Annotated in this window: 19 protein-coding genes, 1 pseudogene and 1 riboswitch; of the genes and pseudogenes, 17 read left to right on the forward strand and 3 right to left on the reverse strand. The window is 72.3% G+C overall.

Annotated features, from left to right (window positions below):
* Nucleotides 1–65 precede the first annotated feature (65 nt).
* Together NMQ01_RS06630 and NMQ01_RS06635 are read left to right on the forward strand one after the other, a co-directional pair.
* Nucleotides 66–1,103: a DUF2332 domain-containing protein gene (locus NMQ01_RS06630; RefSeq protein ID WP_255186071.1), complete on the forward strand. Its 1,038-nt coding sequence runs from the start codon at nt 66–68 to the stop codon at nt 1,101–1,103.
* A gap of 279 nt (nt 1,104–1,382) precedes the next feature.
* Complete coding sequence (locus tag NMQ01_RS06635; protein WP_255186072.1) at nt 1,383–1,658, forward strand: hypothetical protein; 276 nt, start codon at nt 1,383–1,385, stop codon at nt 1,656–1,658.
* Nucleotides 1,659–1,697: 39 nt separating this feature from the next.
* On the opposite strand, the gene NMQ01_RS06640 is transcribed toward NMQ01_RS06635, so the two are convergent.
* A complete protein-coding gene (locus NMQ01_RS06640; RefSeq protein WP_255186073.1) occupies nt 1,698–3,491 on the reverse strand; it encodes a long-chain fatty acid--CoA ligase in 1,794 nt (597 codons plus the stop codon).
* A 170-nt stretch (nt 3,492–3,661) separates the two neighbouring features.
* On the opposite strand from NMQ01_RS06640, the gene NMQ01_RS06645 reads away from it, so the two are divergent.
* Nucleotides 3,662–4,021, forward strand: a complete 360-nt coding sequence (locus tag NMQ01_RS06645) for a hypothetical protein (RefSeq protein ID WP_255186074.1) — start codon at nt 3,662–3,664, stop codon at nt 4,019–4,021.
* A gap of 10 nt (nt 4,022–4,031) precedes the next feature.
* Nucleotides 4,032–4,478 carry an SRPBCC family protein gene (locus NMQ01_RS06650; protein WP_255186075.1) on the forward strand — a complete coding sequence of 149 codons (447 nt, stop codon included), beginning with the start codon at nt 4,032–4,034 and terminating at the stop codon, nt 4,476–4,478.
* Between the two features lie 58 nt (nt 4,479–4,536).
* Here the strand turns inward: NMQ01_RS06650 and NMQ01_RS06655 are convergent, their stop codons facing one another.
* A complete protein-coding gene (locus NMQ01_RS06655; protein WP_255186076.1) occupies nt 4,537–4,914 on the reverse strand; it encodes a hypothetical protein in 378 nt (125 codons plus the stop codon).
* 161 nt (nt 4,915–5,075) lie between these two features.
* On the opposite strand from NMQ01_RS06655, the gene NMQ01_RS06660 reads away from it, so the two are divergent.
* From NMQ01_RS06660 to NMQ01_RS06680, 5 genes and pseudogenes are all read left to right on the forward strand, one after another.
* Nucleotides 5,076–5,405, forward strand: a complete 330-nt coding sequence (locus NMQ01_RS06660; protein ID WP_255186077.1) for a hypothetical protein — start codon at nt 5,076–5,078, stop codon at nt 5,403–5,405.
* Nucleotides 5,398–5,718 (forward strand): hypothetical protein, encoded by a 321-nt coding sequence (locus tag NMQ01_RS06665; RefSeq protein ID WP_255186078.1) that lies wholly within the window; start codon nt 5,398–5,400, stop codon nt 5,716–5,718. The genes NMQ01_RS06660 and NMQ01_RS06665 overlap by 8 nt, the downstream gene beginning before the upstream one ends.
* Nucleotides 5,715–6,674, forward strand: a complete 960-nt coding sequence (locus tag NMQ01_RS06670; protein ID WP_255186079.1) for an ROK family glucokinase — start codon at nt 5,715–5,717, stop codon at nt 6,672–6,674. The genes NMQ01_RS06665 and NMQ01_RS06670 overlap by 4 nt, the downstream gene beginning before the upstream one ends.
* Nucleotides 6,671–7,653, forward strand: a pseudogene (locus NMQ01_RS06675) (ROK family glucokinase). Before NMQ01_RS06670 ends, NMQ01_RS06675 begins: the two are co-directional and overlap by 4 nt.
* Entirely contained in the window at nt 7,650–8,354 is a 705-nt protein-coding gene (locus NMQ01_RS06680) for an endonuclease/exonuclease/phosphatase family protein (protein ID WP_255186080.1), read from the forward strand. Before NMQ01_RS06675 ends, NMQ01_RS06680 begins: the two are co-directional and overlap by 4 nt.
* Before the next feature lie 6 nt (nt 8,355–8,360).
* Here NMQ01_RS06680 and NMQ01_RS06685 read toward each other — a convergent pair whose 3' ends face one another.
* Nucleotides 8,361–8,888 carry a hypothetical protein gene (locus NMQ01_RS06685; protein WP_255186081.1) on the reverse strand — a complete coding sequence of 176 codons (528 nt, stop codon included), beginning with the start codon at nt 8,886–8,888 and terminating at the stop codon, nt 8,361–8,363.
* A gap of 108 nt (nt 8,889–8,996) precedes the next feature.
* On the opposite strand from NMQ01_RS06685, the gene NMQ01_RS06690 reads away from it, so the two are divergent.
* The 8 genes from NMQ01_RS06690 (at nt 8,997) to NMQ01_RS06725 (ending at nt 17,221) form a co-directional block, all read left to right on the forward strand.
* The gene (locus NMQ01_RS06690) at nt 8,997–9,806 is read left to right on the forward strand and encodes a 1-acyl-sn-glycerol-3-phosphate acyltransferase (protein WP_255186082.1); all 810 of its coding nucleotides are present in this window, start codon (nt 8,997–8,999) and stop codon (nt 9,804–9,806) included.
* A gap of 3 nt (nt 9,807–9,809) precedes the next feature.
* The gene (macS, locus tag NMQ01_RS06695; RefSeq protein ID WP_255186083.1) at nt 9,810–10,988 is read left to right on the forward strand and encodes a MacS family sensor histidine kinase; all 1,179 of its coding nucleotides are present in this window, start codon (nt 9,810–9,812) and stop codon (nt 10,986–10,988) included.
* A complete protein-coding gene (locus NMQ01_RS06700; protein WP_255186084.1) occupies nt 10,985–11,665 on the forward strand; it encodes a response regulator transcription factor in 681 nt (226 codons plus the stop codon). The genes macS and NMQ01_RS06700 overlap by 4 nt, the downstream gene beginning before the upstream one ends.
* 64 nt (nt 11,666–11,729) lie before the next feature.
* Nucleotides 11,730–13,082: a class II 3-deoxy-7-phosphoheptulonate synthase gene (locus NMQ01_RS06705; protein ID WP_255186085.1), complete on the forward strand. Its 1,353-nt coding sequence runs from the start codon at nt 11,730–11,732 to the stop codon at nt 13,080–13,082.
* A 397-nt stretch (nt 13,083–13,479) separates the two neighbouring features.
* A riboswitch (SAM riboswitch) is annotated at nt 13,480–13,594 on the forward strand.
* 266 nt (nt 13,595–13,860) lie between these two features.
* Nucleotides 13,861–14,460, forward strand: a complete 600-nt coding sequence (gene ssuE, locus NMQ01_RS06710; RefSeq protein ID WP_255186086.1) for an NADPH-dependent FMN reductase — start codon at nt 13,861–13,863, stop codon at nt 14,458–14,460.
* The gene (locus NMQ01_RS06715; protein ID WP_255186087.1) at nt 14,460–15,503 is read left to right on the forward strand and encodes an ABC transporter substrate-binding protein; all 1,044 of its coding nucleotides are present in this window, start codon (nt 14,460–14,462) and stop codon (nt 15,501–15,503) included. The genes ssuE and NMQ01_RS06715 overlap by 1 nt, the downstream gene beginning before the upstream one ends.
* Nucleotides 15,500–16,345: an ABC transporter ATP-binding protein gene (locus NMQ01_RS06720; RefSeq protein ID WP_255186088.1), complete on the forward strand. Its 846-nt coding sequence runs from the start codon at nt 15,500–15,502 to the stop codon at nt 16,343–16,345. Before NMQ01_RS06715 ends, NMQ01_RS06720 begins: the two co-directional genes overlap by 4 nt.
* Nucleotides 16,346–17,221, forward strand: a complete 876-nt coding sequence (locus tag NMQ01_RS06725; RefSeq protein WP_255186089.1) for an ABC transporter permease — start codon at nt 16,346–16,348, stop codon at nt 17,219–17,221.
* The last annotated feature ends 32 nt before the right edge of the window (nt 17,222–17,253 follow it).

Consider the following 17,253-nt stretch of genomic DNA (forward strand, 5'->3'; position numbering starts at 1 on the left):
GACGACGACCGTAGGTCGCCCCACCGACAACGAGCGGGAGGCGCACGGTGTGACAGGGTGCCCGCATGCGGACCATGGATGATCTCGGGGACCCGGCCGACTTCTACCGCCATTTCGCCGAGCGCGAGGCGAAGGGGGAGTCCCGCACCTTCGAGGAGTGGGCCCGTGGCCTCGCGGCCGACCCCGAGGCGCTGGCACTCGTCGCGACGCTGCCGGTGCGCAAGCGCCAGCCCAACCTCGTCTTCGCGGCGGCCCGGTGGCACGGTGCGCGCACCCCGTCCGGCTACGACGACCCCGGTGCGCTGCGCGAGGTGCTGCTCGGGCAGTGGCCGCAGGTGCGCGAGACGGTCCTCGCCCGCTCGACGCAGACCAACGAGGTCGGTCGGTGCGCGACGCTGCTGCCCGTGCTCGCCGGTCTCGAGGGGCCGCTGGCCCTCATCGAGGTCGGGGCGAGCGCCGGGCTGTGCCTGCACCCCGATCTCTGGTCCTACCGCTATGTCGACGACACCGGCGCGCAGGTCGCCCGCATCGACCCCGCGACCGGTCCCTCCGGCGTCGTCCTCGACTGCATCGTGCGCGGGGAGGCGCCGATCCCCCCTTCGGCACCGCAGGTGGTCTGGCGTGGCGGGCTCGACCTCAACCCGCTCGACCTCACCCAGCCGGACACCGCCCGGTGGCTCGAGACGCTCGTGTGGCCCGAGCACGAGGACCGGCGGGCCCGACTGGCCGCCGCCTGCCGCGAGGTGGCCGACGTGCCGGTCGACGTCGTGCGGGGCGACCTGCTCACCGACCTCGACGCGCTCGTCGACCGGGCCCGTGCCCAGGCACCCGACGCGACCCTCGTGGTCTTCCACTCGGCGGTCATCGCCTACCTCGACGATGCGGGCCGGCGGCAGTGGGAGCAGCTGGCGCAGGAGACCGTCGCGCGGGTGCGCGCCGACGGCGGCCGAGCCCACTGGGTGTCCAACGAGGGCGCCCGCGTCCTGCCCGACGTCACCGCGACCGCACGGTGCGAGGGAGTCGAGAGTGACTTCTGCCTCGGCCTCGACGCCTCGGCCGTCGGCTGGACCCACGGCCACGGCCGCCGCCTCACCTGGTGCTGACGCGAGCCGTCGCCCGGGCCACACGCAAGCGGACGATGGGGACGGGTTGGTCGCGAGCGGACGAAGGGAGGCGGGGCGGCGACGTCAAGCCGACGTCCGGCACGACAACCGCCGGCCGCAGGACGACGAAGGGACTTCGGCAGTGTCGCCCCGTCTCCCTTCGGGAGCGGAAGCGCGCACGCGACAGGGGCAGCGGAGGCCGTGACGAAGGGCTGTCGGGGGCCGCTCCTAGCGTGGTCGGTGCCGGGAGGGACCCGGTGCGACGAGGAGGTGACGGACATGACCCGTCGACCCGGACTGCCCCTGACGATCGACTGCGGCACCTGCCCGGTCCAGCACGTCGGCTGCGCCGACTGCATCGTGACCGCGCTGGAGTCGCCGGCCACCCTCACGGACCCCGACCTGGCGCCCCAGCTGCCGCTCGACCGCCGCGAGCGCGAGGTCGTCTCGCGGCTCATCGCGGCGGGACTGGTCAGTGTCCAGGAGGCCAACGAGGCCCGCGCGGTCGCCGAGCCGATGGAGCACTACGACGACGTGCGCCGGTACGCGGGCTGAGCCCACGCACCGGCGCACGTCGATCGATCACCGGGGTGATCAGCTGCCGTAGAGCGCCTCCACGTCCTCCTCGAAGTCGCGCATGATGACATTGCGCTTGAGCTTCAGGGAGGGCGTCAGGGTGCCGTTGTCCTCGGTGAAGTCCTCGCTGAGGATGGAGAACTTGCGGATCGACTCGGCCTTGGAGACGGCCTTGTTGGCCTCGTCGACCGCGCCCTGGATCTCGGCGAGGACGGTCTCGTTGGTCCGGGCCTGCTCGATGGTCAGGGTGCCGAGGCCGTTGTTGGCCGCCCAGCCCGGGAGCATCTCCTCGTCGATGGTGACGAGCGCGGCGATGAAGGGCTTGCCGTCGCCGACGACGAGGCACTGGCTGATGAGCGGGTGCGCGCGCAGGCGGTCCTCGAGGACACCCGGGGCGACGTTCTTGCCGCCGGCCGTCACGAGGATCTCCTTCTTGCGGCCGGTGATCTTGAGGTAGCCGTCCTCGTCGAGCTCGCCGAGGTCGCCGGTGCGGAACCAGCCGTCGACGATCGCGTCGGCCGTCGCCGCGTCGTTGCCGTGGTAGCCGCGCAGGACGTTGACGCCCTTGATGAGGACCTCGCCGTCGTCGGCGATGCGCAGCGAGACGCCGGGCAGCGCCGGGCCGACGGTGCCGATCTTGACCCGGTCGGGCAGGTTGACGGTCGCCGGCGCGGTCGTCTCGGTGAGGCCGTAGCCCTCGAGGATGGTCACGCCGATGCCCCGGAAGAAGTGGCCCAGACGGGTGCCGAGGGGGGCGCCGCCGGAGACGGCGTACTGCACCTTGTCGCCCATCTTGGCCCGAAGCGTGCTGTAGACGAGCTTGTCGAAGACGGCGTGCTGGAGCTTGATCTTCAGCGGCACCGAGCCGGTGTCCTGGCCCTCGGACCAGGCGATGGCGACGTCGGCCGCGCGGGCGAAGATCTTGCCCTTGCCGCCGGCCGTGGCCTGCTCGTTGGCCTTGTTGAAGATCTTCTCGAAGACCCGCGGCACCGCGAGGATGAAGGTCGGGCGGAAGGCCTGGAAGTCGTCGAGGATGTTGGCGATGTCGGCGCTGTGACCCATGCGGGCCTCCGCCGAGACCGCGAGGACCTCGATGAAGCGGGCGAAGACGTGCGCGAGCGGCAGGAAGAGCAGCGTCGACGCGTCGGAGCGGTGGAGGACGTCACCGAGCTTGGCCGCCGCGTTCTCGGCCAGGCCGAGGAAGTTGTCGTGGGTCAGCTCGCAGCCCTTGGGGCGGCCGGTCGTGCCCGAGGTGTAGATGATCGTGGCGAGCGAGCTGCGGTCCTGCGCGGCGATGCGCTCGTCGACCTGCTCCTCGGTGACCTCGGTGCCCGCGGCGACGATCGTGTCGAGGTCGCCGTTGTCGATGACCCACAGCTTCTCGATGCCGCCGGCGAGGTTGCCCGCAGCCTCCTGGGCGATGGCCTGGTGCTTCGCCGTCTCGACGACCGCGAATCGGGTGCCCGAGTCCTTGACGATCCACTCGACCTGCTCGGCCGAGCTCGTCTCGTAGATCGGGACCGGCACGCCGCCGGCGACCCACGTGGCGAAGTCGAGGACGGTCCACTCGTAGCGGGTGCGCGCCATGATGGCCAGCCGGTCGCCGGGCTGCAGGCCCTCGGCGATCAGGCCCTTGGCCAAGGAACGAACCTCGAGGTTGAACTGCGCCGCCGTGACGTCGCGCCAGGCGTCCTGCTCCTTGACGGTGAAGGCGACCCGCTGCGGGTTGTTGTCCGCATTGCGCCCCGGCAGGTCCGCCAGGGAGTCGTCGGGGTTGCCCTCGATGAGTCGGGGCATCTGGCTGTCGTTCACGGGATCTCCTTCGTTCGCCGTCCGGTCCACCTGCTGGAGGCTGGGCTCGCGAGGAGCCTACCCGCGGGTTGGACGCTCCTCGGGGGGTCCTCTCGTGATGGTGGCCATACTCTTCCAGCGGGACCAGAGCTCCCGCCACCACCGCTCCCGAGCCACCCGAAGGACCTCCCGTGCCCCTGCTGCGCCCGGCCCCGCTCGTCGACATCGTCGACGAGACCTTCGTGCGCGCTGCCCCGGACGTGGTGCGTGCACGGCTCGAGGCCCCCGGTCTGCTCGACGGGCTGTGCCCCGGCGTGCGCCGGGAGGTCGTGCAGGACCGTGGGACGAAGGGGGTGCGCTGGCGGATCGAGGGTGAGGTCACCGGTCGCATGGAGGTCTGGCTCGAGGCCGCCCACGGCGGCACGATCGTCCACCACTTCGTCCACGGCGAGCACGGTCGGGGCTCGGCGCGATGGGCCCGGCGCTACCGGCGCCGGTGGAAGGGCGCGGTCCACGAGATCAAGGACCGCCTCGAGGGCCGCGCACGATAGTGTCGCCCGCATGGCCGACAGCACACGCTCCAGCACCGTCGTGGACGCCGCCCCCGGTGACGTCCTCGACATCATCGCCGACCTCGAGGCCTACCCCGAGTGGGCCAAGGAGATCACCCGGGTCGAGATCCTCACCGAGGACGGCGACGGCTGGCCCGACACCGCGTCCTTCACCCTCGACGCGGGCCCGATCAAGGACACCTACGTCCTCGACTACACGTGGGACGTCGACGAGGACGGCCAGGGAGTGGCCTCGTGGACGCTCGTCGAGGCGACGATGCTCAAGGTCATGGACGGCTCCTACACCCTCACCGCGCTCGAGGACGGCACGACCGAGGTCGTCTACGACCTGACCGTCGACGTCAAGGTCCCCATGCTCGGGATGCTCAAGCGCAAGGCCGAGAAGGTCATCATCGACACCGCGCTGCGTGACCTCAAGAAGCGCGCCGAGGCCTGAGAGGACCGTGCGCGCCCACCTCGTCGTCGGTGGCGGTGACCACGGTCCGGCCGTCGCCTCACGGGTGCTCGCCGCGCTGACCCCTCACCACGTGGTCGCGCGGCCGGCGCCCGACGACGGCCTGCCCGACCCCGTCGTCACCGCGCTCGAGGACCTGCTCGACCGGCTCCTCACGGCGTTGGACCTCCCTTCGCCCGTCGTCGCCGACCTCGTCTCGCGGATCCTGCCGCCGGAGCTGCCCGACCTGCTCCGCCTGGCGCGCCAGCTCGACCGGGCCGGGCGCGACGGCCACGAGCTCGTCCTCGAGGTCGACCTCGAGGTGGCCCGGCTGCTCGACGCGCCCCAGCGGGTGGCCCGCGCGATGAGCGCCTTCGTCCCCGTCATCGCCCGCTGGGAGGTGCTCGTCGCGCCCGACGGCGTCGGCAACCTCCCGCACCCCAACCCGCCGGTGCTCACCGCGCTGCGCGAGGGGGCGGCCCTCCTCGAGGCGCTCGACGCCGCCCTCGCCGACCCCGGCGACCCACCCTGCACCTCGCCGCGCCCGCCGGGCCGGTCGGCGCCGCGCGCCGCGCCGACGCCGAGGTGCTCCTCGCGCTCATGGGACGCACGCTCACGGCCGTCCATCCCGAGGGCGGGGCCGGTGTCGAGCACCTGCCGGCCCCCGCCGGCGACCCCGGCGTGCGCGTCGAGCGTGCCGACGACGGCAGCGACGCCTGGCGCCTGCACATCGGGCTGCCCGGGGTGCGCGCCGCCGACCTCGACCTCGTGCGGCACGACGACGAGCTCGTCCTCGGGTGCGCCGGGCGCAGCCGTCGGGTGCTGCTGCCCTCGGTGCTGCGCCGCTGCGACGTCGCCCGCGCGGGCGTCGCCCACGGCGTGCTCACCGTGACGATGACCCCCGACGAGGCGGTGTGGCCGCGTGGCTGACGAGGACCTGCACGGTGACCCCCAGGACGTCGTCGTCCAGCTGCTGCGCGTGCTCTCCGAGGTCGACCTCGAGGGCCTGGGCGAGGACCTGCGCCACCTCGACGACGCGACGACCCGACGCGCCCTCACCGGCGCGAGCATGTTGGCCGAGGCGATCACCCGGGCGGCCTTCGGCTCCGACACCGTCGCCGGTGCCCTCGGGGTCACCCTCGACGAGGCGCCACCCCACGTGCCGCTGCGCTCTCGCGGCGAACGCATCGCGGTCCACGACGACGAGGCCGAGCAGAGCGGCGGAGAGGTGAGCGGGGCATGAGCGGCAGCGCGATCGGCATCGACATCGGGGGGACCAAGATCGCCGGCGCCCTCGTCGACGAGGCAGGCCGGATCACCGGGCGCGAGCAGGTCGCGACGCCCGCCGACGACACCGACGCGATCATCGAGGCCACGGCCGAGCTCGTGCGCACCCTCGAGGCCGCCGCCGACGACCCGACGGTCGGCGTCGGCATGGCCTGCGCGGCCTTCGTCGACGCCCGGGCCGGCCACGTGTGGTTTGCCCCCAACCTGCCCTGGCGCGACCTCGACCTCGCCGACGCGGTCGGCTCCGCGGTGGGTCGCGAGGTCGTCGTCGACAACGACGCCAATGCCGCCGCGTGGGGTGAGTACCGCCACGGCGCGGGCAGCGAGCACGACGACATGGTGCTCGTCACCGTCGGCACGGGCGTCGGTGGTGGCTGCATCGTCGACGACCGCCTGCTGCGCGGTGCCTTCGGCATCGGCGGCGAGATCGGCCACGTCGCCCTCGACCCGAGCGGACCCCGGTGCGGCTGCGGCAACACCGGCTGCCTCGAGGTCTTCGCCTCGGGCACCGCCCTGGTCCGCACCGCCCGCGAGCTGGTGACCTCCCCTTCGCCCCTGGGTGCCGCCCTGCGGGAGCGGTGCGGCGGCGACCCCGAGGCCCTGTCCGGCCGCGACGTCACCGAGCTGGCCCAGGCAGGCGACGGCGCCAGCATCGAGCTGCTCGACGACCTCGGCACCCGTCTCGGCCAGGGACTGGCCTCGATCTGCGCGGTCCTCGACCCCGGCCTCGTCGTCATCGGGGGTGGGGTCGCCGACGCCGGTGACCTGCTTGTCGAGCCGACGCGCAGGTCCTTCGCCCGCCACCTCATCGGCCGGGGCAACCGGCCCTCGCCGGAGATCGTGCGGGCCACCCTCGGCAACGACGCCGGCATCGTCGGGGCGGCGACCCTCGCCCGGGAGGCGAGCACGTGACGACGGGCGACGCGACGAGCTTGGGCATCGACATCGGCGGGACCAAGGTCTCCGGCGGCGTCGTCGACGGCGAGGGACGCATCCTCGTGCGCACCCGGCGCGACACCCCCGACCGCTCCAACGCACCGCGGGTCGTCGAGGACACGATCGTCGAGGTCGTCGACGAGCTGCGCCACCTCGCCGAGGACGCCGGCGTGACGCCGCCGGGCACCGTCGGGGTGGGTGCCGCCGGCTTCGTCGCGGCCGACCGCTCGACGGTCGTCTTCGCCCCGCACCTGTCCTGGCGCAACGAACCCCTGCGCGAGGCGCTCGGCGCCCGCCTCGACCTGCCGATCTCCATCGACAACGACGCCAACGCCGCGCTGTGGGCGGAGCACCGCTTCGGCGCCGCCCGCGCACCACCCACGCGGTGATGATCACCCTCGGCACCGGCATCGGCGGCGCGATCCTCGTCGGCGGCCACCTCGTGCGTGGTCGCTACGGCATTGCGGGGGAGTTCGGCCACATGCAGGTCGTGCCCGGCGGGCAGCGCTGCGAGTGCGGCAACGCGGCTGCTGGGAGCAGTACTCCTCGGGCAACGCCCTCGTGCGCGAGGCCCGCGGCCTGGCGATGGCCAACTCGCCGATGGCGACCGATCTGCTCGCCCACGTCGGTGGTGACCCGGCCTCGCTCACCGGTCCGATGATCACCGAGGCGGCGAAGGGGGCGATGCCATCGCCGTCGAGCTGCTCGCCGAGATCGGGCACTGGCTCGGCGTGGGCATCGCCAACCTCGCGGCCGCCCTCGACCCCGAGGTCTTCGTCATCGGCGGCGGCGGTGAGCGCGCGGCGACCTGCTGCTCGGGCCGGCACGCGACACCTTCGCCCGCCAGCTCACCGGCCGTGGCTACCGCCCGGCCGCACGGATCGTCGAGGCCCGCTTCGGTCCCGACGCGGGACTCATCGGCGCGGCCGCCCTGGGGGCGGAGGAGCAGGTGTGAGCCTGCGCGTCGCCTCCTACAACCTGCGGGGGCTGCAGGACGACGTCGCGGCGCTCGCGCGCACGGTGCGGGTCATCGACCCCGATGTGCTGTGCCTGCAGGAGGTGCCGTGGGTGGGTGCGGTCGACCACCGCATCGCCGACCTCGCGCAACGCTGCGGACTCGTGTGGTCCGGTCGCAGCCAGCGAGCCGGGCAGACGAGCGTGCTGACCAACCTGCGGACCCAGGTGCTGTCGGTGACCCACCACCGCCTGCCGACCCGCTCGTGGCGCGACCGGCGGGGCGTCGCGATCACCCGGGTCGCCCCCTTCGGCCGCACCTCGATCGCCGTCGCCAGCGTCCACCTCAGCCTCGACGCCGACGAGCGCCTCGCCCACGCCCGCGCCATCATGGAGCGGCTCGCGGCGGTGCCCGGGCCGGCGCTGCTCGCCGGCGACCTCAACGAGCAGGAGGACGGCGCGGCGTGGCAGCTCTTCGGGGCGGCGATGCGGCCGGTGAGCCCGACGGAGCCGACCTATCCCTCGGCGACGCCCGAGCGTCTGCTCGACGTCATCTTCGCCACGCCCGACGTCGAGGTGCTGCCGCACCGGGAGGTGCCGTGGGTGTGGGAGGACCTCAAGGCCGCGACCGACCACCGGCCGGTGTGGGTCGACGTCGAGACCTCGCCGCTGCCGGCGGGCGCCGCCACGTCGGGGGAGTGACGCCGGTCAGACCCGGGCGCCGTTCGTCGGGTCGTCGTCGCGACTCTCGGGCTGGCGCAGGACGAGGCAGACGAAGCCCCCGACGACCAGGCCGATGGCCACGGCGGTCGCCCAGCCGCCCACGGACGGGCGGGCGACGACGAGCCACACGAGCATCAGCGGGCCGAGGACGAGACCGAGCAGGGCGCCCCAGAAGAGCCGGTCGGTGCGCGGCGGCAGCGGGGCCGGGGGAGGCGGGGTGAAGCCCTCGCCGTCGTCGGCACTGCCCGGGTCGTCGTCCTGACCGAGGAGCGCATCGGCGACCGAGTGGGTCGGGTCGACGCGCCACGGCACCTCGTGCGCGGGCTCGGTGCGGGGCAGGTGGTCGCGCACGTCGCCCGTGCTCTGCCGTCGAGGTGGGAGCGGACGCGGCGGCTCGTCGGCGCGGTCGTGCTCGGGGGTGTCGGCCAGGGGCAGCTCGTCGTCCCAGCGGGCGACGATCGACGCGAAGGCCGCGTCGACGTCCTCCTCGTCTGGATGCTGTCGCTCCACCATGCCTGCTCCGTCGGTCCGTCCGCTCGTCCTCGCTCGTGGACAGTCTGGCACGCGTCACGGGGGCCGTCGTTACCGTAGAGTTCGCAGCGATCTGGAGGTGATGGAGCAGTGCTGTACTGGATTCTCAAGAGGATCGTCATCGGACCCGTGCTGAGGGTGCTCTTCCGACCATGGGTCGAGGGCCTGGAGCACATCCCCGAGGAGGGGCCGGCGATCCTCGCCAGCAACCACCTCTCCTTCTCCGACTCGATCTTCCTGCCCCTGGTCGTCGACCGCCGGGTGACCTTCCTGGCGAAGTCCGACTACTTCACCGGAACGGGCCTCAAGGGCTGGCTGACGGCGGCCTTCTTCCGTGGGGTCGGGCAGCTGCCGATCGACCGCAGCGGTGGCAAGGCGAGCGAGGCCGCGCTCCGCGCCGGCCTGCGCGTCCTCGAGGGCGGTGACCTGCTCGGGCTCTACCCGGAGGGCACACGCTCGCCCGACTCGCGCCTCTACCGCGGCCGCACCGGCGTCGCACGCATGTCGCTGACGGCCGGCGTGCCCGTCATCCCGGTCGCGATGATCGACACCGACAAGGCACAGCCGACCGGCCAGATCGTCCCCAACATCCGCCGCGTCGGGGTCAAGATCGGCAAGCCGCTCGACTTCTCGCGCTACGAGGGCATGGAGGGCGACCGCTTCGTCCTGCGCTCGATCACCGACGAGATCATGTACGAGCTCATGCAGCTGTCCGACCAGGAGTACGTCGACATGTACGCGACGTCGATGAAGGAAAAGCTGCTCACCAAGGCTCGTCGTCGCGCACGCGAGCTGCAGGAGGCCGCCCGGCCCGGGCGGGCCGTGCCCGAGCTCGAGGAGGGCCTCGACGCCGGCGACGCCAGCAACCCCTGGTCCGGCGAGGGCAAGGACGGTCTGTAGGCCGTGGTCCTCGACCCCGGGGCGAGCGCGCTACGTCGGCACTACAACCCGTCGCCGCTCATCGACAGCGCCGGAGGGCGGGGGCTAGCCCTCTACCGCTTCGTCGCACTCGTCTACGCGGCCGTGCTCGTCGGCGTCCACCGCGGTCACGTCGAGCTGTGGTGGCCGATCATCGCGTGGTTCGTCGTCGCGCTCGTGTGGTCGGTGGTCGCGCCGCTGCTGCCGCGACCGACCAGCGTCGCCATCGCCGTCGAGCTCGTCATCGCGTGCGTCGGCATCTTCCTCACGAGCGAGGTCTACGACCCCGCGGAGGTGAGCGCCGGCATCTCGACCGTCCCGGGTGTGTGGAGTGCCGCGTCGGTCATGGCCGGCGCACTGCTCACCGGGATCCGCGGCGGGGTCCTCGCGGCGACGGTCATCGCCGCCGCCAACCTCGTCCAGGCCGAGCACCCGGGCCAGCTGACCTGGCACAACATCTTCCTGCTCTACATCCTCGGCATCCTCGTCGGGCTCGCCGTGCAGCTCGCCCGCGAGAGCCAGAAGCGCCTCGAGCAGGCGCTCGCGATCAGCGAGCGGCTCGCCGAGCGCGAGCGCATCGGTCGTGAGGTGCACGACGGGGTGCTCCAGGCCCTGGCGATGATCCACCGGCGAGGTCGTGAGATCGGCGGCGAAGGGGAGGCCCTGGCCGATCTCGCCGCCGACCAGGAGCGCTCCCTGCGCATCACCCGCTTCGAGCCGGCCACCTCCGGGCCGACCGCCGTGCCGGCGGACGAGGGCGACCGCCGTGATCTCGCTGCCGGGCTGGCCTCACTTCGCTCGGCCACCGTCGAGGTGGTCCTGCCCGCGGGGCCGGTGCAGGTGCCGCAGCTCGTCGCCCGCGAGGTCGAGGCCGCCGTCGTCGCGGCGCTCGACAACGTCGCCCGGCACGCCGGTGACGGGGCGCGGGCCCTGCTCGACGCCGACGAGACCGGCCTCGAGGTCGTCGTCCGCGACAACGGCGTCGGCATGCCCGTCGACCGGCTCGTCCGGGCCGCCGACGAGGGGCGCCTCGGCGCGAGCAGCTCGATCCGCGGACGGATGCTCGACCTCGGCGGCGACGCGAGCTGGCGCTCGCCGTCCACCGGCGGCACGACGGTGACCCTCACCGTGCCGACCACGCACATGGCAGGCTCCTCCTCATGACCGAGCCCGGCGCCCCCCTCACCGTCCTCGTCGCCGACGATCACCCGCTGTGGCGCGATGCCCTCGTGCGAGACCTCGAGGAGGCAGGCTTCGACGTCGTCGGCACCGCCGCCGACGGGCCCTCGACGGTGCGCCGGACGCGCGCGACGACCCCCGACGTGCTCGTCCTCGACCTCAACCTGCCGGAGCTGCGCGGCGACGAGGTGTGCACGGCGATCAGCGACCTCGCGACCAAGGTGCTCATCCTCTCGGCGAGCGGCGAGGAGCACGACGTGCTCGCGGCGGTCAAGGCCGGCGCGAGCGGCTATCTCGTCAAGTCCGCCTCGCCGCAGGAGATCCGTGACGCCGTCACGGCGACCGGGGCGGGGGACGCGGTCTTCACCCCGGGCCTCGCGGGTCTGGTGCTCGGCGAATTCCGCGAGATGCGCACCCGCGCCCGCAGCGCGCCCGAGCCGGAGGCGAGCAGCTCGCCGGTGCCCGAGCTCACCGAGCGCGAGACCGAGATCCTGCGCTACGTCGCCATGGGCATGACGGCCAAGGAGATCGCGGCCGACCTCGTCATCTCGCACCGGACGGTGCAGAACCACGTGCAGAACATCCTCGGCAAGCTCCACCTGCACAACCGCGTGGAGCTGACCCGCTTCGCGATCAGCCGGGGTCTCGACCAGCCGGAGTGACCTCCCTTCGTCCTGCAGGTGGACGGGTCGCCGGTGCGGTGGCGGCTCGACCTATCCTTGGGTGGTGACCACCGCAGTGCCCACCTCCACGTCCGCCGCTGACGCCATCGCCAGCGACCTGCCCGCTGCCCAGCAGCCGAGCTGGCCCGACCGGGCCGCTCTCGACGACGTCGTGGCGACCCTCGGGAGCTATCCTCCGCTCGTCTTCGCGGGGGAGTGCGACGACCTGCGCGACCGGGTGGCCAAGGCCGCGGTCGGTGAGGCCTTCGTGCTCCAGGGCGGCGACTGCGCCGAGACCTTCGTCCACGCGACCGCCGACAACATCCGCGACCGGATCAAGACGATCCTGCAGATGGCCGCCGTGCTCACCTACGGCGCCGGCATGCCGGTCGTCAAGATGGGCCGCATGGCGGGGCAGTTCGCCAAGCCGCGGAGCAAGGACACCGAGACCCGCGACGGCGTGACCCTGCCCGCCTACCGCGGCGACATGGTCAACGACTTCGCCTTCACGCCCGAGTCCCGCGAGCCCGACCCCGAGCGGCTGCTGCGCGGCTACCACACGAGCGCCGCGACGCTGAACCTCGTGCGGGCCTTCACGCAGGGCGGCTTCGCCGACCTGCGGCGCGTCCACGACTGGAACGTCGGCTTCGTCTCCAACGCCGCCAACCGGCGCTACGAGGGCCTGGCCCGCGAGATCGACAAGGCCATGCGCTTCATGGCCGCGTGCGACGTCGACTTCGACGCGATGAAGACGACCGAGTTCTGGTCGGCGCACGAGGCGCTGCTCCTGGACTACGAGCGCCCGATGACCCGCGTCGACTCGCGCACCGGCGACCTCTACGACACCTCGGGGCACTTCCTGTGGATCGGCGAGCGCACCCGGCAGATCGACCACGCGCACCTCGACTTCGTCAGCCGGATCCGCAACCCCATCGGGATGAAGGTCTCCGACAAGGCCGACCCGGACGAGCTGCTGCGCATCATCGACCTGCTCGACCCGCACCGCGAACCCGGCCGCCTGACCTTCATCACCCGGATGGGGGCGGGCAAGATCCGCGAGGCGATGCCGCGCATCGTCGAGCGGGTGCGTGACTCCGGCGCGATGGTCACGTGGATCTGCGACCCGATGCACGGCAACACTTTCGAGTCGGCGTCGGGCTTCAAGACGCGCGACTTCGAGGACGTCGTCGACGAGGTGCGCGGCTTCTTCGAGGTGCACCGCGCGCTCGGCACCGTCCCCGGTGGCCTGCACGTCGAGCTCACCGGCAACGACGTCACCGAGTGCCTCGGCGGCGCCGAGCGCATCCTCGACGAGGACCTCAACAAGCGCTACGAGAGCGTCTGCGACCCGCGGCTGAACCACCAGCAGAGCCTGGAGCTGGCCTTCCTCACCGCGGAGATGCTCAGCGAGGGCTGAGCCCTCTCGTCCGTCCTGCCGAAGACCGGGCCGCCCGCCGAAGGGTGGGGTCGACGCTGGGGAAAAGTCCGGACCGCTTGGTCTGCCTCTCACGGGGCGCAGGCAGTCCGGACTTTTCCTTGATTCGCGTCGACCCCACCCTTCGTCGTGCTGGCGGCGGCGCCCCCTTCGTCGTGCTGATGGTTGTGTGTTGAACCGGGATTTCAGCGAGCCGGCGGCGCTCACCGGGCGCTGCCGGCACCCGGCGCTACCGGTTGACCACACAACACAACCCGGGCCGTGTCTCCCTTCGTCGTGGGCGGTCTCGTTGCGGGGCAGGGGAATTGGTGTCCCGGATGGCGAGACGTCCATCTCCTTCTCTTGCAGTAGGAGATGGATCTGCGTAGGTTTGTCATCAGGTCACGAGCTCCAGCGTCAAGCCCCGGCTTGCTGGGCGGCAACCCTCCACTCGCGGTGGGGTGCTCCGGGTGAGGACCTGGCTCCTGCCGTCGCGGCCGGAGCAAGCGCGAGGCACTCACCGGCCTCATGACAGGACGGACTCCCCATGAGCACCACCGCCCCGACCGCACCGCGGTCGCTGCGTCCGGCGCTGCGGCGCCACGTCGACCTCCTGCGGGTCAACAGCGCCCTCTGTCGCTGACCTGAACCCGCATTGCCCAACGGCAATGCGCACCCTCGGCGAACCCTGCACACCCACTCCCACTCTCACGACCGGTGACGACCTCCCTTCGTCAGCCGTCGATCCGTCGTACCCACCTGCCCATCGAAAGGCACCCCCATGGCTGTCATCGCCACGATCTCCAGCTCACCCTCGACCACCTCCCGCACCGAAGCCGTGCTCGGCGACCTCGCCCACCGGGTCCAGCGCGCCGGGCACGTCGTGCACCCGATCGTCCTGCGGGACCTGCCCGCAGAGCCGCTGCTGCGGGCCGACGCCGAGCACGACGACATCGCCCGGGCCGCCTGCGCCCTGCAGCGGGCCGACGCCGTGATCGTCTCGACCCCGGTCTACAAGGCGGCCTACAGCGGACTGCTCAAGGCCTTCCTCGACCTGCTGCCGCAGACCGGGCTCAAGGACAAGGTGGTCCTGCCGATCGCCACCGGCGGCAGCCCCGCCCACGTCCTCGCGGTGGACTACGCCCTGCGGCCGGTCCTGGCGAGCCTGGCGCCGAGTGCCATCACGCCGGGGTGGTTCGTCCTGGCCTCCGAGGTCACCCGGTACGACGACGGCGAGGTGAGCATCGCCGACTCCGCGGCGGGGCCGCTCGCCGAGGTCACCCGCGTCTTCCTCGATGCTGTCGCCGGCCGCTCGCTCGTCGCCGCCGCTGATGCGGCGCACCGCGGTGAGCTCTTCGCGCGCTCGGTGGCGGTGGCCTGATGAGCGCGCTCACCTCCCGCCGCACCGTCCTGCTCGGCCTCGCCGGCATCGCCACGACGTCCACCCTCGCCGGCTGCGCCCTGCCGTCGAGCGATGCCGCCGGCACCGCGCCCGGGGGCAAGGTCACCTTCCGCTACCAGGGCAGCGCCAACAACGTCACCTTCCCCGAGCTCGCCGACGACCTCGGCTACTTCAGCAAGGTCACCCTCGAGTACGTCGGCGCCACGGTGAGCGGGCCGCAGGACATCCAGTCCGTCGCGACCGGCCAGACCGACGTGGGTGGCGCCTTTTCCGGTGCCGTCGTCAAGCTCGCCGGGGCCGGCTCGCCGATCACCGCGGTCATCAACTACTACGGCTCGGACGAGACCTCCTACCAGGGCCTCTACGTGCGCAAGGACAGCACGATCCGTGGGCCGAAGGACCTCGTCGGCGCGAAGATCGCCGTCAACACCCTGGGTGCCCATGCCGAGGCCTTCGTCGAGACCTGGCTGACGAAGGCGGGGCTGAGCGCCGCCGAGATCGATCAGGTGCAGCTCGTCGTCCTGCCGCCCAACGACACCGAGGAGGCGATCCGCCGCAAGCAGGTCGACGTCGGCGCCCTGGGCGGGATCCTGCAGGACCGGGCCAAGGCCCAGGACGACATCCGCGAGCTGATCCGCGACGTCGACGTCCTCGGGCGCGAGCTCAACGGTGGCCAGTACGTCCTGCGCGACGACTTCATCGCCGAGCACCCGGACGCGGTCCGCGACTTCACGACAGGTGTCGCCAAGGCCATCGAGTGGGCCCGCCGGACACCGCGTGCGCAGGTCATCGCCCGCTTCGAGCGGATCATCGAGGGCCGCGACCGCAACGAGACGACGGACAACGTCCGCTTCTGGAAGAGCACCGGCGTCCCGGCGAAGGGGGGAGTCGTCACCGACCGTGATTTCACCCAGTGGGCCGCCTGGCTCGAGAGCACCGGGATCGTCGACCGGGCCGACCTCGACCCCTCGAGCCTCTACACCAACGAGTACAACGACCTCGCGAAGGGGGAGCAGAAGTGACCTCGAGCATCGAGCTGCGCCACGTCACCAAGGAGTTCGTCGTCCGCCCGACGAAGGACCAGCCCCGCGCGAGCGTGCTGCGGGCCCTGGGGGACATCAGCCTCACCGTCCCGGCGGGGGAGTTCCTCACCCTCGTCGGCCCGAGCGGGTCGGGCAAGACGACCCTGCTCGACCTCCTCGGCGGGCTGAGCACCCCGACGAGCGGCCAGGTCCTCGTCGACGGCGAGGCCGTCACCGGACCCGGTCTCGACCGCGGGATCGTCTTCCAGCAGTACGCCCTCTTCCCCTGGCGCACGGCGCTGGCCAATGTCGCCTTCGGCCTCGAGCAGCTGCCGCTCAGCCGCCGGGAGCGCACCGAGCGGGCCCGTCACTACCTGGCGCTCGTCGGCCTCGAGGGCTTCGAGGAGCGGCTGCCGCACGAGCTCTCGGGCGGCATGAAGCAGCGGGTGGCGATCGCCCGCAGCCTCGCCTACGAGCCGGGGATCCTCCTCATGGATGAGCCCTTCGCCGCGCTCGACGCCCAGACCCGCGAGCAGCTCCAGGACGAGCTGCTGCGCATCTGGCGCACGACCGGGACGACGGCCGTCTTCATCACCCACGGCATCGAGGAGGCGGTCTACCTCGGCCAGCGCGTCGCGGTCCTCTCCTCGCGGCCCGGACGCCTCAAGGCGGTCGTCGACGTCGACCTCGGCGACCGCGAGGGCGCGACGGACCTGCGCTCCGACCCCGACTTCGTCGCCTACCGGCACCAGGTCTGGAGCCTGCTGCACGACGAGGTCGAGCGCGCCCGCCGCGCCGGCCACTCCAAGATCCAGCCCGACGGCACCGAGAAGGCGGCCTGAATGAGCACCGCGACCCTGTCCCAGCCCACCACGGCACCGGCGGAGGCGCCCCCTTCGTCCACCGTGACCGTTTCCGAGGCGCCGAGCCGCACCCAGCGGGTGGTCTCTGCGCTGCGCACCGGCGTGCGCCGCTCGGCGGCCGTCGTGCTCTTCCTCCTGCTGTGGGAGTTCGGCACGCAGTACCTGCTCGAGCCGACCCGCAAGGTCTTCCTGCCGCCGCTGCACGTCGTGCTCGGCGCGCTGTGGGACCTCGCGCGCACCGGTCAGCTGCAGGAGCACCTGCAGGCGAGCCTCACCCGATCGGTCGTCGGCTTCGGCCTGGCCGTCGTCGCCGGGGTCGTCCTCGGCATCGCCGTCGCCTGGTACGACGGGTTGCGCGAGGTGCTGACGCCGCTGCTCGAGCTCTTCCGCAACACCGCGGCCCTGGCCCTGCTGCCGGTCTTCACGCTGCTCCTGGGCATCGGTGAGCTGAGCAAGGTGTCGATCGTCGCCTTCGCGGCCTTCTTCCCCGTGCTGCTCAACACCGTTGCCGGTGTGCGCACCGTCGACCCGCTGCTGGTGCGGGCCGCGCGGACCCTCGGGCTGTCCAACCTGCAGCTCTTCGTCAAGGTCGTGCTCCCGTCGGCCGTGCCGACGATCTTCACCGGCATCCGGATGGCCGGCACCGCCTCGATCCTCGTGCTCATCGCCGCGGAGATGGTCGGCGCCAAGGCCGGCCTGGGCTACCTCATCGTCAACGCCCAGAGCAGCTTCCAGATCCCGCAGATGTACGCCGGGATCCTCACGGTCTCGGTCTTCGGCCTCGTCGTCAACATCGCGCTCGTGCGCCTGGAGCGTCACTTCTCGGCCTGGCGCACCACGCCCACCGGCAGCTGAACTCCCTTCGCCTGCAAAGGAACCCACTCACG

This window comes from Janibacter sp. CX7 (genome assembly GCF_024362365.1).
Classification (GTDB): Bacteria; Actinomycetota; Actinomycetes; order Actinomycetales; family Dermatophilaceae; genus Janibacter.